This window comes from Bradyrhizobium sp. SZCCT0153 (assembly GCF_018129995.1).
In the GTDB taxonomy this organism is placed as follows: Bacteria; Pseudomonadota; Alphaproteobacteria; order Rhizobiales; family Xanthobacteraceae; genus Bradyrhizobium; species Bradyrhizobium japonicum_G.
Genome location: NZ_JAFCKS010000012.1, coordinates 79,554 through 98,872 on the forward strand (window position 1 = coordinate 79,554; position 19,319 = coordinate 98,872).

General features: G+C 62.5%; 1 protein-coding gene (only partly in view). It reads left to right on the forward strand.

Features of this window, described 5'->3' with window-relative positions; all coding sequences use genetic code 11:
• A protein-coding gene (locus JQ572_RS32445; RefSeq protein WP_211386901.1) for an LEPR-XLL domain-containing protein crosses the window boundary here: on the forward strand, window positions 1–19,319 show its 5' portion. Its footprint extends 9,436 nt past the window's final position; only the first 19,319 of its 28,755 coding nucleotides appear in the window; the start codon lies at window positions 1–3; the stop codon falls past the right edge of the window.

Here is a 19,319-nt window from a genome sequence, read left to right on the forward strand (position 1 = left end):
TTGGCATTCAGCTCCCCTTCTGTCGCGTGCCGTTACCGGCGCAGACAGTCGAGTTCTCCCCGACAGACACTGCTAGCGTCCCTATCTCAAGCGCGTATTTGCTTGAGCTGTCTTTGCGTTCGTCAATGCGGCAAGCCGTTTCGGTCCATTTTTTTATGGAGCACCACGATGGGTATAGCCCGGCGCTGGAACAAGGAAGCTCACAAACGCTCCGCGTTTGAAACCCTTCTCGACAAGGTCATTCGCGAGATCCTTCCGGGGCGCGACAGTAAACGGCGGCGCTGGGGCGGCGCGGCAAAGCCGGCCGCAAAGCCGCGGCGGCAGAACTTCACGCTGGAAGCGATAGAGCCGCGCCTGCTGCTCTCGGCCGATTTGACTTATGGCGCTCCTGGCAGCATCCCGGGCGGCATCACCAATGCAAGTGACATCAGCAATTACGTTGCAACTCTGACGTCAACGACCTTTGTGCTCAAGGCCGAGGCTAACGGCAGTGGCGACGTGTTTTGGAACCTCCATGGGACCGGGTTGGATGGGACCGGTGACACGGGGATTGCCGCTTCGAAGCAGATCACGACAGCCGACGATCTGACCGTCAATATCAAGCGCGACGATCTCGGCGTGTTCAATGACAAACTCAGCCTGATCGATTTCGTCGGCGACAAGGTCACGATCGACACCGACAGCCTTTCCGTGCTCAACACGAAGTTTACCGGCAATAAGATCAACATCGATTTTGCCGGCGGCAAGGACATCGACCTGGGTTCGCTGATTGGCGTTACGCTTCCGATCCCGCTTGCCAACGACCAGGTTGTGATGACCGGCAATGGCGGCACATTTACCGGTCATGATTTTTCGCTCCACAGCTCGTCCGATATCGTAAACGACGCAAGCGGCCTGCAGATCACGGATGCAGGGGGCTCGTTTGAACTCGTCTCGGACTCGAAGATCACGATCGATCATGACTCGGCCATTAACGCGACCAACATCACTTTGAAGGCCGATGCCAAAAGCACGGGGGGATTGTTCCAGGGATTGTTGGCCGACGCGAAAAGCGAAGTCACGCTTGATAGTTCGAGTCTCACCGCGACGGGCGGTACCGTGGCGCTGCTGGCCCACTCCGACGCCACCTTCGTCGAGAATGGCGACACGTACTTCAGTGGCAGCCTCTCCGGCACCGCCGTGCTCAGCATATCGGGCGCGCTCGTCGACGTGAAGGGAACAGCATCCATTACGGCAAAGGATGCCAATCTCGAGGCCAGGATTCACACCGACATCACTGCGACCGCCAGCGATCCTGGAGCCACCGTAGCGGCAGTCGTTGTCACCGTGTTCAACACGCCCGAGATCAAGATTGGCGATACCGCCGACATCAACCTCACGGGAAATCTGACCGCGGAGGCAAAGTCGGACATCACGGTGAGCAATACCATCGTCCCGAACGGCTCCTCCAGCTCCGATTCCGACGCGGCAATCGCCACCACCATACTGCACAGCGACCCGTCTTTGACGGTCTCCGGCGGCAACATTGACGCGGTCGGAACGGTGGAGTTGAAAGCGACGAACACCATAAACGTGACCACAACCGCTGATGGGTCGTTGGGCGATGCGGGGGCCACGGTTGCCTTTACTTTGTTCACCGGCGACACCGCGGCAAGTGTCACGAACGGCACCATCGAAGCGGCGAGCATCGCGATCTCCGCCACCAGCGACCGTACTGCCACAACGCTGGCCCGGGCGACCGCGGGGGGCGCTACGGAGAGTGCGGGCGACGACAACGAATCCGAGAAGCGTCTCGCTGATCCCAACGACGACGGAGATACAAGCGATCAGGCGAGTACAGACGAAGGTAGCGTGACGTTTGCGGCCGCAGTTGCTGTGTCGGTCCTTACCGGGGACACCACGGCCAGTATCACGGGCGGGTCGGTCGCGGCTTCGGCAGGGAACCTTGATCTCACCGCCAGCGGCAAGGTCGATGTCGTCACCACTGCGGACGGCTCGAGCAAAACCGATTCGGGAGCGACAGCGGTGGGTGCTGCCGTCGCCATCAATGTCGTGACGCCGACGGTAGCGGCAATGCTCGCCGGAACGGCCGACGTCGATGGCACGGATGTTAACGTCACCGCCCTGATACCGGATAGCAAGGTCGAGGCGGATGCGACTTCCGGCGCCGGGGGAGGGAGCAGTCTCGGCGTAGCCGGCTCGCTGGCCCTCAACGTCGCGGTGCTCAACGTTTACGCCAAGGTTGATGGCGCGGTGCAGGTCAACGGCGCCAATGTCATTCTCATTGCGGAATCGAGCACAACGAGCACGGCCTCGGCGAAGGCGACGGTCGACGGCAGCGGCGACGCAACCGGCGTCGGGGCTTCGGTGGCGATCAACATTGCCGATAATGATACGAATGCCCTGCTGGCGGACGGCGCGACTCTGGACAATGCCAATAATCTGACCTTGGATGCGGAATCCAAGCATGTGATGGAAACGGACGCCAAGGGCGGCGCCACCGGTGGCACGGCCGTAACGCCGATCGCGGCGGTCTCGGTTGCGACCTACGACACCGAAGCGCGTATTGGCACGGGTACCCAACTCACCCTATCGGGCGCTCTATCGGCGACCGCCTTGCACATTGGTTCAGTCACGACGCTGGCGGACGGCGAGGCGGCCGGCAGCAGCGCGGCGGTAGGCGCGTCACTTGCGTTTGCATATGAGAAGGACACCGTGATCGCGACCACGCTGCGGGATATCGCGGCCGCGGGCTCGGCAGCATTCATTTCCGGTTCGATTGGAAGGACGAGCACCTTCGCCAAGGCGAGCGCCAGCGGCGCTTCCGATGACGGCGAGGATGCGCAGGCCAAGGGCGACAGCAAGCGCGGCGCCGCCAACGATCGTGCCAGCAAGAGCGGTGCGACAGGTTCCGGCACCGACAAGAAGGCGGAGGCCAAGACGTCGTCCAGCAGCGATAGCGGCGGCGACAGCATCGCGGTCGCGGCGGCGATCGCCATCAACATCGTGGACAGCGAAGCTCGATCGGAACTCCCGGCCGGCGTGACGATTTCGTCCGGCGGCGCGCTGACGGTCAGGTCCGGAAGCAATATCAACGGCTCTGCCGAGGCGGACGGCAGGGCGGCCGAAGGCGGCTCGGCCGCAGTCGGCGCCGCCGTATCGGTCAACTCCGTCGATGCCAAGAACACGGCGCGGGTCGCAGGCGCAGTGACGGCCGCCGACGGGTTGGTGGTCGAGGCCCTGATGCTCGATCGTGCCATCGATCTCCAGACGGGCACGATCAAGATCGTGGACGATTCCGACGATACGATCTTCCTCGGAACCGGCCACGGCCTGACCACAGGCCAGAAGGTCAAGTATCACAAGGGAAGTGGCGGTACCGTGGTCGGCGGCCTGGTCGACGGCAAGGAGTATTTCGTATTCGACGCAGGCGGCGGCAAGATAAAGCTGTACGACAATGAAGCTGACGCGAAGCTGGGTGGTGCAACGGGGCTCGTCGATCTGACCGGACCTGGTGCGGGCAGTGATCATAGCTTCGGCACGTATATCAACGTGCCGCTGGTCGGCGAAATCGAGAACCCCCTGGATAGCAGCAAGGTTCGATTCGACCCTGACCCGAATAACATGCGCGTCATCCAGACCAACGATGCGCACGGGCTGAGGACGGGTGATGAAGTCGTTTATCACAAGGGCGTGGGCAGTCCGATCGGTGGGCTGACGGACGGGCATACCTATTACGTCATCGCGCTGGATGACACCCGTGTCCAGCTTGCCGCTTCGCGCGACGACGCCCTGGCCGGCAAGGCGATCAAGCTGACGTCCGACGACGACGCCACGCACGACGACACGCTGACCGAAGCCACGCATAGCATATACGCGAGCTCGGTCTCGGGCGCCGGTAGCGACGACGTCGGCGTTGCAGGGTCCGCGGCGATCAATCGTGCCGCCGTTGTGACCCTGGCGGAAGTTACGGGTGACGTCGTGCTCGCCGATGGCCTGGACGGCGGCACGTCAGTTGGCGCCGTGATCGTGCACGCGCAATCGACTTCCGACAATACGGCCAAGGCGGACCCCGCGGGTGATGGCGCCGTCGGCGGCAGCGTCGGCGTAGGCGCATCCTTCGCGCTCAATATGAACTTCAACGACACCACGGCCCAGATCACCGATGGCGCCGACATCAGCGGCGGAACCGCCGATAGCCTCGATGTCGCCGCCACCGGCCGGCATCGCACCTCGACCGAGGCGAGCAATGGTGCCAAGGGAAGCACGGGCGTCGGCGCGGCGATCGCGGTGGCCATCTCCGACGCGGACACGACCGCTGAGATCGGTACCGGCGCCACGTTGAACACGGCAGGCCTCGACAGCGTTACCGCAACGCACTCGAACATCATCGAGACCAAGGTGAGCTCGAAGGCCGAAGGCGACGACGCCGCGGTCGGCGCCTCGGTCGGTGTAAATTACGTCACCGATGACAACAAGGCGCATGTGGCCCGCAGTCTTCATTCAACGGGCGGTGCCGTCTCGCTCATCGCGGATCTGACCATCGTCGATTCGCTGGAAGCGCATGCCAGCGCGGGCGGTGGGGATTCCTCCGGCGACGATGCGGATTCTCAAGCCAACAGCAGCACCAATAACAACTCGAATACGCAGAACAACGGCGGCAACCGGTCCATGGAGTCCGCCAGCGACAACACCAACAGCGGCAATTCTTCCGCGAGTTCCGAGTCCGGTTCCGGGGGCGGCGGCGTCGGCGTCGCGGCTGCCGTTGCGATCAATATCGTGAAATTGACGAATGCCGCGACCGTCACCAACGGAGCCGACCTGACTGGTGCCGGGGCGGTGACGATCGCGGCGCGCGCGAGCGTCGACAGCAAGGCCCAGGCCGATGGTCTGTCCGTCAATCTCAGCGACAGTTCGGGTACCAGCGTTTCGGCCGGGGTGGCGCTCAACTTCGTGTCTCTCGCCAATACTGCAACGGTGGATACAGGCTCCGTCATCACGGGCAATGGCATCACTCTCGAGGCGGTCACCACGAACGCCGAACGTAACGATTTTGTCGCGACGGCCTTTGCAGCCAGCGGCAACAAGTCGAACGACCCGTCGATCGCCGGCGTATTCGCGCTGAACGTGATCGATGTCGATACCAGGGCGGAAGCGCTTGACGGATCGGATCTGGAGTCCACCGGCGGCGTGACCGTGACCGCCGAGCACAACATGGGGCTGCAGGCGATCGCCGCTACCGTTGCATTCTCGACCGGCGGCGACGTGGTGGGTGGCGCCATTGCGCTTGATATCATCGGTACTGGCGCTGGCGGTTCGAACACGATCGCCAGCATCGGCACGCCCGATGGCGATGCCAGTGGTGCGATCGTCCATGCGGACGGGGCGGTGAGCGTCTCGGCGACCCACACGATCAATATGATCGGTGTCATCGATCTTCCCGACAGCGTCAACAAGCAGATCGACGACCCCGGCATCAGTCTCGGTGCGGCGGCCATCTCTGCTGCCGGCGGCGGTGGCAGCGCTGCCGTTGCGGGGTCGGTATCGATCGGAGTGATCACCACCACCACGCAGGCAAGCGTCGAAAACGGCAGCTCGGTTACAGGAAAGAGCGGGAGCGGAGCCTCGGCGGGGTCTCTCGTCGTAAGCGCGACGGATACCTATCATTGGACTTCGATCGCCGGCAGCGTCGCAGTGTCGCTCGATGGCGTCGGCGTCGGCGCGGGCCTTGACTTCTCGTTTATCACGAAGGACACGCGAGCCTATGTCGGCGTCGGCGCTGATGTGAACGTCTCGGGCGATGTATCCATCACCGCCGAATCGACGGAAGACATCATATCGGTTGCGGCGAATGCGGGAATCGGCGCGGGATCAGTCGGCATCGGGGCGACGTTCGGGATCCATGTCGTCAATACCGGCACGCGCGCATATATCGCGGACGACACGTTGGACGGTAACACCATCGTCACCGCCGGCGGAAACGTCACCATTTCGGCCCATGGCGCAGCCACGCTCAAAATCATCGCGGCCGCGATCGGCGGCGGCAACAGCGTCGGCGTAGGTGCGGGCGACGAAACGCTGGTTCACACCGACGTCGTCGAGGCCTATGCCGGCAACCACGTCGTAGTGCACGCGCACGGCGGCGATGGCTTGCGCATCAGCGCATTGTCCAGCGAGGATCTGATCGGCATCACGGCTGCCGGCAGCGGCGGCAGCAGCGTTGCCGTTTCGGGCGCGGCAACGATCAACGTTCTGGAAGAGACCACCACCGCGCGCATCGGCCGCGGCGCCGTGATCGACGCCACCTCACCGGGCGCCAGCACGCCGGACATTTGGGTCCACGCCAGCGATGATACCACCATCATCACGGTGGCCGGTTCGCTTGCGATGTCGGGATCGGTCGGCGTCGGCGTTGGCGTCGACGTGACCAAGATGGACAAGACGACAACGGCCTATATCGATTCGGGCGTCACCGCGACCGCCGATGGCGACATCGATGTGACGGCGCTGGTGTCGGAAGATATCACCTCGGTGGCCGCAGGCCTGACGCTTTCCGGCTCGGTCGCGGTGACGGCGGACGTCAGCGTGCACGTGATTACCAATCATACCCGCGCCTTCATCGGCGACGATCCCACCGAAGCCACTCTCTCGGCAGGTGAGGGCAATGTCTATGCACGTGGCACCGTTCGCGTGTGGGCAAACGACACGTCCGAGCTCGACAAGGTGATCGGCGCTGCGTCCTTCTCCGGCACCGCCGCAATCACGGCCGCAGCCGGCGTGACGGTTTCCAACAAGACCACGGAAGCCTTCATCGGGGCTGGCGCAAGAGTGACGGGCGAGGGCCACAGCCTCCTGGATGCGCCGACGGGCGGGTTCGATCTCAACGCTTCCAACGCATCGGCACAGTCCAAATACGACAGCGTCAATTCCGGCGAGATCAGCGTCACCTTCGGTAACGACGGCACGCACGATACGATCACGCGTAGCGACGGCGTTAGCTTCGCGACCCATGATCATTTTACAGCGGGCCAGACGATCAATATTTCGGGTGCTGGCGGAAATAACGGCGACTTCACGATCGACAGCGTGTTCGACGATCACATCGTCCTTACCTCGAACAAAGGGCTCACGGGAACCCTGACCAAGACGATCGTTCAGTATGATTCGAACGCGCCTGGCATCGAAGCCAAGAACTCCGCGGGCGCAAGCGAGAGCGATCTCAAGAATTCTGGCGAAATCAATCCGCCGACCCCCATCGGCAGCGGCGATGGCGGCTCCAGCGTCAAGAATACCGACGGCAGCAATGTTGCGGTCAGCGACGACGATTTGGGCCGGAATGTCCATCTGAGCGTCGCAAAACAGGCTACCGGCGGCGTGATCGTTGCCGCGACGAACAACGACGACATCGAAAGCTACTCGATCGGCGTATCGGCCTCGGGGACCGCTGCGATCGGCATCGCGGTTTCGGTGAACGTCATCAACGCGACCACGAACGCCTTTATTTCCGATGGTGCGAAAATCAACAAGGACACGGTCGATCCGGCCGGCGGTCAGTCCGTGACCGTCGTGGCGGCCAACGATTTCCGTCATACCGCCGCCGCCGCCGCCGTCTCCGTTGGAACCGTTGGCGTTTCGCCCGCCGTCGATGTCACCGTCACCGACAACAAGACGAAGGCATGGATCGGTGCGGCCGACGTCACCGCGAAGGACGATGTGCACGTCATAGCGGATGCCAGCGAGAAAGTGCTGCTGGTCGGCGTCGGCCTTGGGGGCGGATTCGTCGGCGTCGGGGCTGGCGTGAACGTTCTGTCGCTGAATGGCGAGACGACGGCTTCCGTTGCAGGCAAGGTGCGGGCCGGCGGCGACGTCGTCCTGCGGGCCAACGATGACACCAAGGTCACCGTCATCAGCGGTGGCCTGGGCGCCGGCTTTGTGGGCGTCGGCGCGGGTGTCGGCGTCATGGTGATCTCGAAGGACACCGAAGCCTTCATCGCCGATGGCGCGGATGTCACGGCCCTTGGCGGCGGCACCGGCGAATTCGACATTCGGTCCGGTGACCTCGACGGCCTGCACGATTTCAACACGGTGGAAGCCCACGGCGTGCTTCTTGATGCGCGTTCCACCGAAGACGTATTCCAACTGGCGATCGCCGGATCCGGCGGCTTCGTCGGAGTGTCGGTGACGGTGGCCGTAACCGTCATCGAAGCGGAGACCGACGCCCGGATCGGGAATGGCTTCATCAATAAGAATTATGATGGTTTGTCCGACCCCGCCGACCTCCGGCAGGACGTCTTCGTCGACGCCAGCGACAAGGCGACGGTGCAAGCGGTCGTCGTTGCGGCGGCCGGCGGATTTGTCGGTGCGGCAGGCTCGATCGACGTCGGTGTCCTGAACAACGACACCAGCGCCAGCATCGCCTCGGGCGCCGACGTTCATGCTTTGCATGACGTCCAGGTCAACGCTGTTGCCTACAAGTCCATTGACTCCGTGGTCATCAGCGCGGCCGGTGGATTCGTGGGAGCCGCCGGCGCGGTCTCGGTGTGGAACATCGGCTCCTCGCTGAACTCGACCTACCAAAACCAGGACAGCCGGAACAAGGACAGCCGGATCGACGATGGGAGCAACGCCGGCGCGACCGATACGAGCCGGAATGTTCTGGAGAAGCAGCAAGACACCAATAACGACGGCACGGTGGACGCTGGCGACAAGACGATCACCGCGGACCAGGATGCCCAGGACAACGCGGACAAGAGCACGTCCATGGGTTCGGACACCATGGACAACAGTCACGTGAACCAGCAGGGTAAGTCCGGGAGCCGTATCAGCACCGCCACCGGCAGCGCCCAAAGCAATATCACGTCCAGCAAGCTCAGCGACAAGGCCCAGGCCAAGCTCACAACTCCGCCTCCCAGCGGTACGTCCGCGATCATTGAGGGCGGCAGCACCTCGGTCACCGCCGGCGGCGCCATTGACGTGCAGGCGACGGAAGAACTGCATTTGACGACGGTAACAGGCAGCGTGGCCGTTGGCGTCGTTGGTGCCGGTGCGGGTGTCAGCGTTCGCAATGTCCACTCGAACGTCACGGCATCGGCCGGCGGCACGCTCTCGGCCGACGGCGCCATCACTGTGCGTTCCCACCTGGACGAAAATCTGCCGATAACGGCTTTCGCCTTCTCGGGTGGACTCGTCGGCATTGGTGCAGCGGTTTCAATCGTCAACGATGACAGCACGAGCAGCGCCTCGATCGGCGACGGCTCCACGATCGTCAAGGCGGACGCCGTATCCGTAACGTCCTACAGCAAGCAGAATCTCGTCCTCAACGTGGGTGGTATCTCGGTTGGCGCGGTCGGTGTGGGCGCCAGCTTCACCCAGGGAACCGTGAATGGTTCAACCTCGTCTTCGATCGGCGATGACGTCCAGATTGGTCAGTCGGAAACCGTCGGTAATCTCACCGTGTCGGCTGATTCCGAAGTCATCGGCACCGTCCACACTCTCGGCGTTGCGGGCGGCGTCGCAGCTGGCGCCACTATCAACTTCGGCTTCATGACCGTTAAGCCGAATGTCAGCGCGATCGTCGGCAGCGCCGACATCAAGGTCACGGGTGAATCGCTGATTTCGGCCACCTTCAAGGGCAATGTCGACGCGACGGCCGAAGGCGACGCTACGGGCGCGTTCGCCGGCGGTGCGGCATTCGCGATCGCGGACCTGGAGCCGACCGTGACGGCCACGCTCGGCAATGGCAACGACGGCACCTTCGTCGGGAAGAACCTGACCATTCAAGCCCAGGTCACGCGGCCGGATGGCTACGGCGCAACTGCGACATCCTTCACTGCGGCCTTGGGCGGCATTGGAATATCAGGCGCCGTCGCGGACGCCACGGATAGCCCGACAATCACGGCGTCCGTCGGTTCCGGCATGGACATCGACAACACTGGAATCGTCAAGCTGACCGCGGATGGCAACAGCAATGCCGTGGCGGACGCCGCGGGTATTGCCGGCGGCGTGGCCGGTATCGGCATCACGATCTCCGGTGCGCATACGGAAGGAAAGATCAAGGCTCATCTCGACGGCGAAGTGAAGGGGCCGTCGGAGACCGCGGGCGCCTCGACGCTCGACGTCACGGCCGAGTCGAGCGATGTCGCCAGTGCGAAGTCGCAGTCCGTCACCGGCGGTCTTTTCGCGGCCGGCTTCAACTACTCGAACGCGACGATCAAGCCGGTCGTGCAGGCCTATATCGATACCACCGGCGTCATCAGTGCGAGTTCCAACATCACGGTCTCCGCAACCGAGCATCCGGAGGGCGACGCCGTGACCAAGGGTGTCGCGGTGGGCGGCATCGTGATTGGCGGCTCCCAGTCGGACACCTCGGTGGTTCCTGCGGTGACGGCCTATATCCAGTCGGCGAAGACCGAAGCCGGTCCACTCGGAAATATCGCTGTTACCGCTCTTGCGGAGCCGAATTTCGGTCAAGTGCCGGATTACCTCATCACCCACAGTGACGACGGATCCAACTCGCTGACGGTCACGAACCACGGCCTGAGCGACGGTGACGTCGTTGCCTACGACAACAACAACCAGGCAGCCGTCGGTGGCCTGCAGGGTACCGTTGGCACAGGGCTGCCGGCACCGAACGACAAGGAGTACCGTGAATACAATGTCATCGTTGATGACCAGGACCATGTTTCCCTCGGCGCCATCTTCAACGGCGCGACGTCGATCGATCCCGCCACGGACATCATCACGTTCGATGCGCCGCACAACCTGAAGACCGGCGAGAAGGTCATCTACACCAAGGGTACGGATCCCGACCATCCGTCCACGTCCGTCGACGGATTGGCTGATGGCAGCACCTATTGGGTGCTGGCGCTCGATGCGAACCGCATCAAGCTACTGGACTACGATCCGAGCGGCGGGCTGCATCTCACCACGTTCACGCCCACGATCACTGGCAACGAGATTTCGTTGGCAAACAGCTTCACGAATGGCGAGGCCGTCACCTATCACGCGCCGCCGTCGCTCACGTTCAATACCCGGCAGGTCGATGTCGACGGCAGCCTGACGAGCTACCACGACCCATTGCTCGGCGACATCAACAACGTTGCCACGCTCACTGCCGACACGAGCAAGGACAACATACAGTTCGTCGATCCGTCGACGGGTGTCGTCGCCGACCCGCACTTCGGCCTCAACAATTCCGTCAGGTACAGCGCGACGGCCTTAAACGGACCGGCGAAGGTCATCGAGGGACTGCAGAACGGACAGACCTATCTCATACTGAATCCCGGTGGCACCGGGACCGATACGATCCAGCTCGGCGCGACCGCGACTGCCAATCTCGACTTCGCGCAGCATGGCGGCGGCGACACGATCACATTCCATACCGCGCCGGGCGCCGGGCAAAACTGGTTCGATCGTGGGTTCCAGGGCGGGCAGACGATCACCATTATCGGCGGCGGGGGTAATAATTCTCACACCTATCATATCGCCGCCAACGGTGTCAGCGCGAACACCCTGACGCTGACGGAGTTCAACACCGTTGCTGCCGTCTCCAACGTCTCGACGACGGTGAACAGCAGCAAGATCGCAATTGCGGGCGATCCGACCCTCGGTCTCACGTTCGCCAAGAATGCCGGCGGGGATACCATTACGGCGGCTGGGTACAATTGGGCTGACCACGGATTCCTGGCAGGCCAGCAGATCACGATCAGGGGGGCGGGCGACAACAACGGCACTTATACGATTGCCGCGGGCGGGGTCAGCGGAACGACGCTCAAGCTCACCGTGTCAAATCAGGTCACCAACGGCGCGTTCACCAAGACGATTGGCAACAGCACGATCCAGAGCCTGATCAAGGTCAACGACTTGCCGATGACCGGAGATGGCGTAAGCCTCGACGGCAAGACGTTGTTCGTCATCAAGGACGGATTAAACGACGCCACTACGTTTGGACTGTCGCTCACCCAGGGCGGGCCGGCATTGACGCTGGCGGCGCAGCCGCTGGCAACGAACAATCATCAAATCGGCCACGAAGCGATCGACCTTGGCACCGGTGCAGGTGCGCAGTTCCTGAGACTCGATATTACGTCGACCGGCGATATCGGCGGCGGTCAGAAATTGACCGGGCCGGGCGGCGTTCCTCTGAACGTGACTTCGCCGCCTTCTGGCGATGGGACCTCGTCGGCGAAGTCGAACAGCTCCGGCGGTGGAGCTGTCAGCGTCCAGTTCAACAATGCCACCATCAACAATGATCCGACCGTCAGAAGCTATGTCCATTCTGACCTGATGCGGGCCGGTCACGACATCACAATCACCAGCTCGTCGACGACCTCATCGACCGCTGCCAGCACGAACGCGGGCGGTGGATTGATCGGTATCGGCATCGCCCCGTCCAAGAGCACGCAAAACGTCACCAGCGACGCCTATGTGGATGCCGGCAGCCATTTGGTCGCCGGGCGCAACTTCATTCTGTCTGCATTTGACCAGAACAATTCCGATAACAGCGGTCGCACCATCACGGGCGGGCTGGTCGGCGTAGCGGTCTCCAGCGTGGACTCCACCATCGGATACAACACCACCGTATCCATCAAGGGCGGTGCCGACGTCCTGGCCGGCAACAACGCGGTGGTGAAGGCGGAGTCGCGGTCCTTCCAGCATACGAGCGCAGATGCGACCGGCGTCGGGATCGGCGGCGACGGAAATGCCGATGCGGATGTGACGAACAATGGCAATACCACGGCGCTCATCGACGTGGCCTCGTCGCTTGCGGGGCGTACCGTATCCGTGGCGGCGAAGATCACGCAGCTGGACGTCTATGCGCGGGCGGACGGCGAGGGCGGCGGACTTGTCGCGATCGGAACGGCCGATGCAACGGTCCATTCGAGCCAGAATGCGGACGTCACGCTCAAGGATCATGGTGCGATTACCGGCTACGAAGGCGTCGATCTCGTCACGCGCTACGCCCCCGGCACTGTCCCGCCTGACGTTATCAGTACCACTGCGGATTCCTTCGCGCGGGCAACCGGCCTGTTCGGCTACGTCTCGGCGGATTCCGTCAATCACACGACGCTCAATTCGAAGATTCTGACGGAGGCCGCCTCGCTGATCACGGCTGGACCGCGCGATCCGTCGAACGATCCGGCCCTGGAGGACAAGGATGTCGGCGGCGGCCAGTACAATCACCTGGCCTTGTTCGTCAGCGCCGAAAACGGCGACATTCACGTCAACACACCCAACGATACGAGCCTGCGTTCGCTGGCAGTCGACGGGTCCGACTCTCCCGACAATCAGAGGCACGTCGAACCTGTCATCGACTTCAGCGCCAACGTGCTGATCCTGTCCGGGAAGTCGCCGCAGCTGGAGATCGACGAAAACGGCAATATCTCCAAGATCGTCAACCTTCATCTGCTGAACATCGCGTCTCAGAATATCGACGACCCGGCCTATGACGGCAGCAACAACATCACGGTCGACAACATCGTCAACGATGATCCCGGTCAGGCCTATCTGGCTACGGGCAACGTTGACAACAGCGCAATCCTGAACAGCGCCGGCCCCGGCACCTGGACCTTCCGCGATACCTTCAGCAAGGTCGAGATCATCAACAATTCAAAGAAGAACTTGATCGTCAACGGCATCAAGGTGGTCAACACCACGGTTGATCCGATCGTCGACGTCTCGAACACGAAATCGCGGACGTTGGATTTCAACATCAAGCGCGACGTGGCACCCACCTTCATCGATATCGAAAATACCAATGACGACCCGCCGAGCATCACGCTGAACGGCGTGATAGAAAATCCGATCGGTACGACGCGAGTGACCGTTGCTGACGGTGACATTCTCTCGACCAACAATCGCGTGAATGACAGCGACCCCGGCTCGCTGATCCGGACCAATATCCTTGACCTCGAGGCACACAACGGGAATATCGGAACCTCCGCGAACCGCATCAATGTCGACGTCGTCGACAGCGGGACCGTGCCGGCACCAACCGCGTTCCTGAGCGCACGCGTCAGCGTCGCCGACAACTCGATCACGCTCGGCCAGCACCAATTCTTTACGGGAGAACTGGTGAAGTACGAGTCGGCGACCCCGCTCGGTGGGCTGGTCAGCGGCCAGTACTATTACGCCATCGTGTCGGATGATGGTCTGAGCCTGCAGCTCGCCCAGGTCCTCAAGGACGGGCCTGGCGCCGTCGTCGACATCACGTCGGTCGGCGCGCTGACCAATTCGCATACGCTCACGCCGGCTCAGCGATTTACCGTCGTTGCCGACGGCACTCCGAGCGCTGCGGGGAACGCCTATCTCGACGTCAAGGCGCGCTTGCGCGACACGGCCAACCACGTGCGACAGGACGTGTCCAATCCAGACGTGACGTACAATGTCATCGTCGATGCGGTGAACACGTCGGGCAATGCGGACCTTCTGCTCAGGGGCAGCGTTCAGGAGACCGACGTCAGCGTCGTGACCTACACGGGCACCCCGGCCGGCAAGATCGGCGGTGTCGACGTCATCTATCCAGGCGGACCGGGCTTCCCGGGCGAGCTGCACCACACCTTCTTCGACACGCCGGATGGCACCGACGGTGGCGATCTCAACATGGGCCTGTTCGCGAACGCAGGTGCGGGGGCCACGCATATCGACAGCACCTACGACATCCGAGCACTCAACGGTGTGGGAGCTCTCTACCGCGCCGGCATCACGTCGGAGCGGAACATCATCGTCGCGGCGGCGGATGCGAACTCGGCCAGCCCGTACATCATCAACGTCTACGGCATCACCGAGATCGTTGGCGGTGCGGCCGCCGATCCGGGTGATGTTCACCATATCGATGTGCTGACGAACGGCGATATCACCATCGCCGAAAAGACCGGCGACCTGCGGGTTGGCGAGATTCGCTCGACTTTGGCGAATGTGACGCTGAACTCGCCGGCGGCGATCATCGACGCGCTCGATGACGGCATCTCTCCGATCCTGGCTACCGCGGACGTCACCGCGGCAAACAACATCACTATGACGGCCGGCAATAATCTGATCGGCGACACCGACGACAAGTCCGGCCGTGGCGGCATCGGAACGCCGGGCAATTTCCTCGAGGTCAACGTCGATTCCGACGGCCTCGTGCTCGGCGTGATCAATGCGACCGACATCGCCTCCGATACGGCGCCGTTCAGTTACTTGTCACCGCCGTTCGACCCGGCTGGTGCCGGGACTTATGGCGTGTTCCTGACGGAAACCGCTGGGGACATGAAGATCGATATCATCCAGACCAAGGGTGACGTCGCACTCACGTCGGTTGCGGGCTCGCTCGTGGACCGCAGTGGCGGCGTCGGCGGCGATGATTCAGCGAACGTGATCGGGAACACGATCAACCTGTTCGCCAACGGCGGCAACATTGGCGAGACCACGGGTGGCGACATCACCGACCCGCAGGCCAACGGAAATAACGACCTGGAAATCGATTCGCAGGCCTACGCTTACGGCACGATCGGGGCGCGGGCTACCGGCAGTATCTATCTGACCGAGACCCTGCCGACCACGGGCAGCTTCTTCGCGCGCGATGCGCAGGTCGTGCTGCTGCAGTCGCTCGGGACCGCGGGTGTCGGCAATGTCCGCTTTACGGTCCGCGAGAGCGCCCAGCAGGGCGAAGACTTCAATCTGCTGGCGTCAGGGCCGGTACTCTTCCTCGAGGGCGCGACCGAGCAGGTTGCTCATGGCCTCGTCAACGCAGCCAACGGCTCGATCCTTCTCCGGATTGCCGACAACATTACGACGGATATCAACTCGCAGATCCTGGCCAGCAATAACGTCGACATCTACGGCGACTTCGCCCGGACGAGCGGTGCCAATCTCGATTTCGGCGATCTCAACTACGGCACCGTCATGCACCTGCATGGCGTCATCGCGCACGGCCCGACTGCAAGTGGTTACCTGACCCGCATCTTCGGCAACGCCGACACCGACCAGATCTACTTCGACGAAACGTTCCTTGGCGGCGAGAGCGGCACCGCCACCTCGTCAATCCCGGGTGGTGGAAACGTCCAAGTCATTCCCGACGGCGGCTTTACGACGAATTTCGGCGTCGGCAATGCCGGGAAGATGTCGGATTATTCCGGCGGCAAGACCCGTGCCTTCGGCAGCAACACGCCAACGCAGATCATCAATGTCACCGCATCGATGACATTTGCGCAAAATGCCGGCGGCGACACGATTAGTGCGGCGGCCGGGACATGGGCCGGCTTCGCGATCGGCGACATCGTCACGGTCGACACCGGGCTGGCGGACGATCCGAACAACCGCAGCTTTACGGTTCTGAACGTGACGGCGACAGTTCTGACGCTGTCCGCGGTGAATTTCGTGAGGGCCGAGACGGTCACCACGAAGGTCAGGAACAACAAGGTGGCTCCGGGAGGCGACAGCGAAGACTTCTTCATCGTCAACCAGCTGCAGTCGATGATCATCACCCAGGAGACGCAGACCGGCGTCGAAACGGGCGACACGCTGACGCTCGACGGCCAATCGGCCTCCGATACCTATGTGATCAACTCCACCGGAACGCACGGCGACGTCCGCAATTACGTGGTCAACGTGCTCGATACCGGTGCTGCCGCCGACGGGGTCGACAGCCTGTCCGTGTATGGCCGCGACGACAACGCGGCCAATGATACGAGCGCCGACTATCGCGGGGCCAACAAGGGCTTCGACGACGTGTTCCTGCTGCGCCGTACGACCGGGATCGCCCAGGAGACTGCGAACCGGCCAGTGCTCTATGCCGACGACTCGGCGTTCGTGGCGCTGTTGCATGTGAGCAACCTCGGCCAGGCGCAAGTCTCGGATCCGAACAATGATCCGAACATTCGGTCGCAAAGCGTTCAGCGCATCAATTATGACAGCTCGATCAACGGTCGCTTGATGGTGTTCGGGCAGGGCGGCAATGACTACTTCGCCGTGGACGACAATGCCGCGATTACGACGCTCGATGGCGGGGCTGACAACGACTCGTTCCAGGTCGGACAGATCTACGGCTATCAGCGCGACGGCAGCATCCATTCGCCCGCGCCGCTCGGCAACACGCTCGGCGGCTCGGTCGTGACGCCTTACGATCAGTTCCCGCAACTGGTCAATTCGCTCACGCCGCAAAGCATCTATGGAACGGTCGCCACGACGCGCGGCTGGCTCTCTGCGGGTGCGACCTCGCCGCTGGTGGCCGAGGGCGGCACGGGGGATGACACATTCACCGTCTACAGCAATCAGTCGCCGCTGCGCCTCGAGGGCGACGACGGCAACGATCTTTTCACGGTCCGGGCCTTTGCATTGGCCGAAACCAACCCAGTCACGGGCGACATCGTCTGGGTCGATCCGGTCCAGGAGATCGCGAAGCCCAAGCTCACCAGGGGCTTCTCGACGGCGGCCGAGACGGCCATCCGGACGGGCGCCGGTGCCAACCAGGTCGAGTACAACATCAACGCGCCGGTCTCGGTCGACGGCGGCAACGGCTTCGACAAGCTGGTGATCCTCGGCACTGAATTTGCCGACCACATCGTCGTTACCGAAAAGGGCATCTTCGGTGCCGGTCTGACTGTTACCTACCAGAACATCGAGGTTCTCGAAGTCGATGCGCTCGAGGGTGATGACATCATCGATGTGCTGAGCACGCAGCCGGGTGTGGCGACACGGGTCATCGGCGGCCTCGGCAACGACACGATGAACGTCGCGGGTGACGTCACCGGGCCGGTGGTGTCGCGCGACATCGAAGGCACCAGCGGAATGGTGAACAACCGCGTCACGTCGGACGACTCGACCTATGACGGTCTGGTCGCCGACGGCATTGACCTCAGCGTTGCCCGGCCCAACCAGGGGCAGGTGATCATCGACGAGGAAGTGCTTGGCGATGCCAGCCGTGGTTTCACCGACATCAGCGAGAGCGGCACGCAGGACGTCTACGGCGTCTACCTGCAACACGCGCCGGTCCACGGCACGCACGTGTACGTCACCGTGTCGGCGGCGATGCCGCCCGAGGAAGAGCATGTGAAGGACGGGCTGCTCCACTCGGGCGATATCCTGGACGAGCTCGGCAATGGCCTGGCTCCTCTCGACGCAAATGGCCTGCCGCCCGGCGACAGCATGCTGCTGGCGGAGGACGACTCGAACGTCGGATCGATTGCGGCAGCGAACTACGACCGCGAGATCTACCTCAACGGAACACTCATTCACGTCCCGGCGCGGTCCATCGTCCTGGTGTTCGACGACACCAACTGGGACAAGGCACACGAGCATCTGGTCCACCTGATGGCGGTTGATGACAACCGGCCGGAAGGCGTGCGGACGGTGGTGACGAGCCACAGCGTCCTCAGCGACGATGCCTCCTTCAACCATGCGATCGTGCGCAACGTCGAAGTAACGATTCACGACAACGACCAGCCCGGCATCTTGGTCACGCAGTTGGATCCGACGACGACGAATCTGGCGCTTTATCCGGCGAAGTATCTCAACCACCCGAGCGATAACAACACGATCGTGCTCGAGGGCGACGCAACCACCCAGGTCACCGACCTCTATGCCGTCGAGCTCGAGAACCAGCCGGTCGGCGGCTCGGTCACCATTGCGCTGAAGCCGCAGGACAGCCGGATGACGCTGAGCTCGTCCGACGGGCGGTTCGGAGTGGGCCTGGACCAGTTCGGCGTCCGTTCGGGCGTCTATTACCTCACGTTCAGTTCGGGCAACTGGAATAGCCCCGTCATCATCACAGCCTCCGCCGTGAACGATGGCCAGGTCGAGGATCCGCACAACACGACGATCGTGCACTCGATCTATGTCGACCAGTCTTTGAACCTCACCTTCGCGGGGAACACGGTCAGCCGTCTGGATGCGGCGGATCTCGGCGCCGATTGGCTGACCGATGGTTACTCGGTTGGCCACAAGATCACCATTTCCGGTGGTCCGAACGCCGGCGCATATCTCATTACCGCGGCAACCGAGACGACGCTGACCTTGAAGACTTTGTTGAACACCATCCCGACCTTCACGGGCGGCGTGTTCCTGAATACGGTCAACCTGGACGGTCTCGCATCGACAACGAACACGGCATACAGGAACGCGGCGTTTAGCAGCGATACGCCGATCTACGCCAAGGTGTTGGACGACGAGACAGCCGGTGTGTTCCTGCTGGAGAGCGCCGGCCGGACGCTTGTCACTGCTGGCACGACCTCGGACGGGCCGGGGCCGGGCGATAGTTATACGATGCGCCTGCAGAGCCCGCCGAAGTCCGACGTCAACGTCGATGTGGTAACGGATGGACAGACCGACCTGGTGACGGGCGG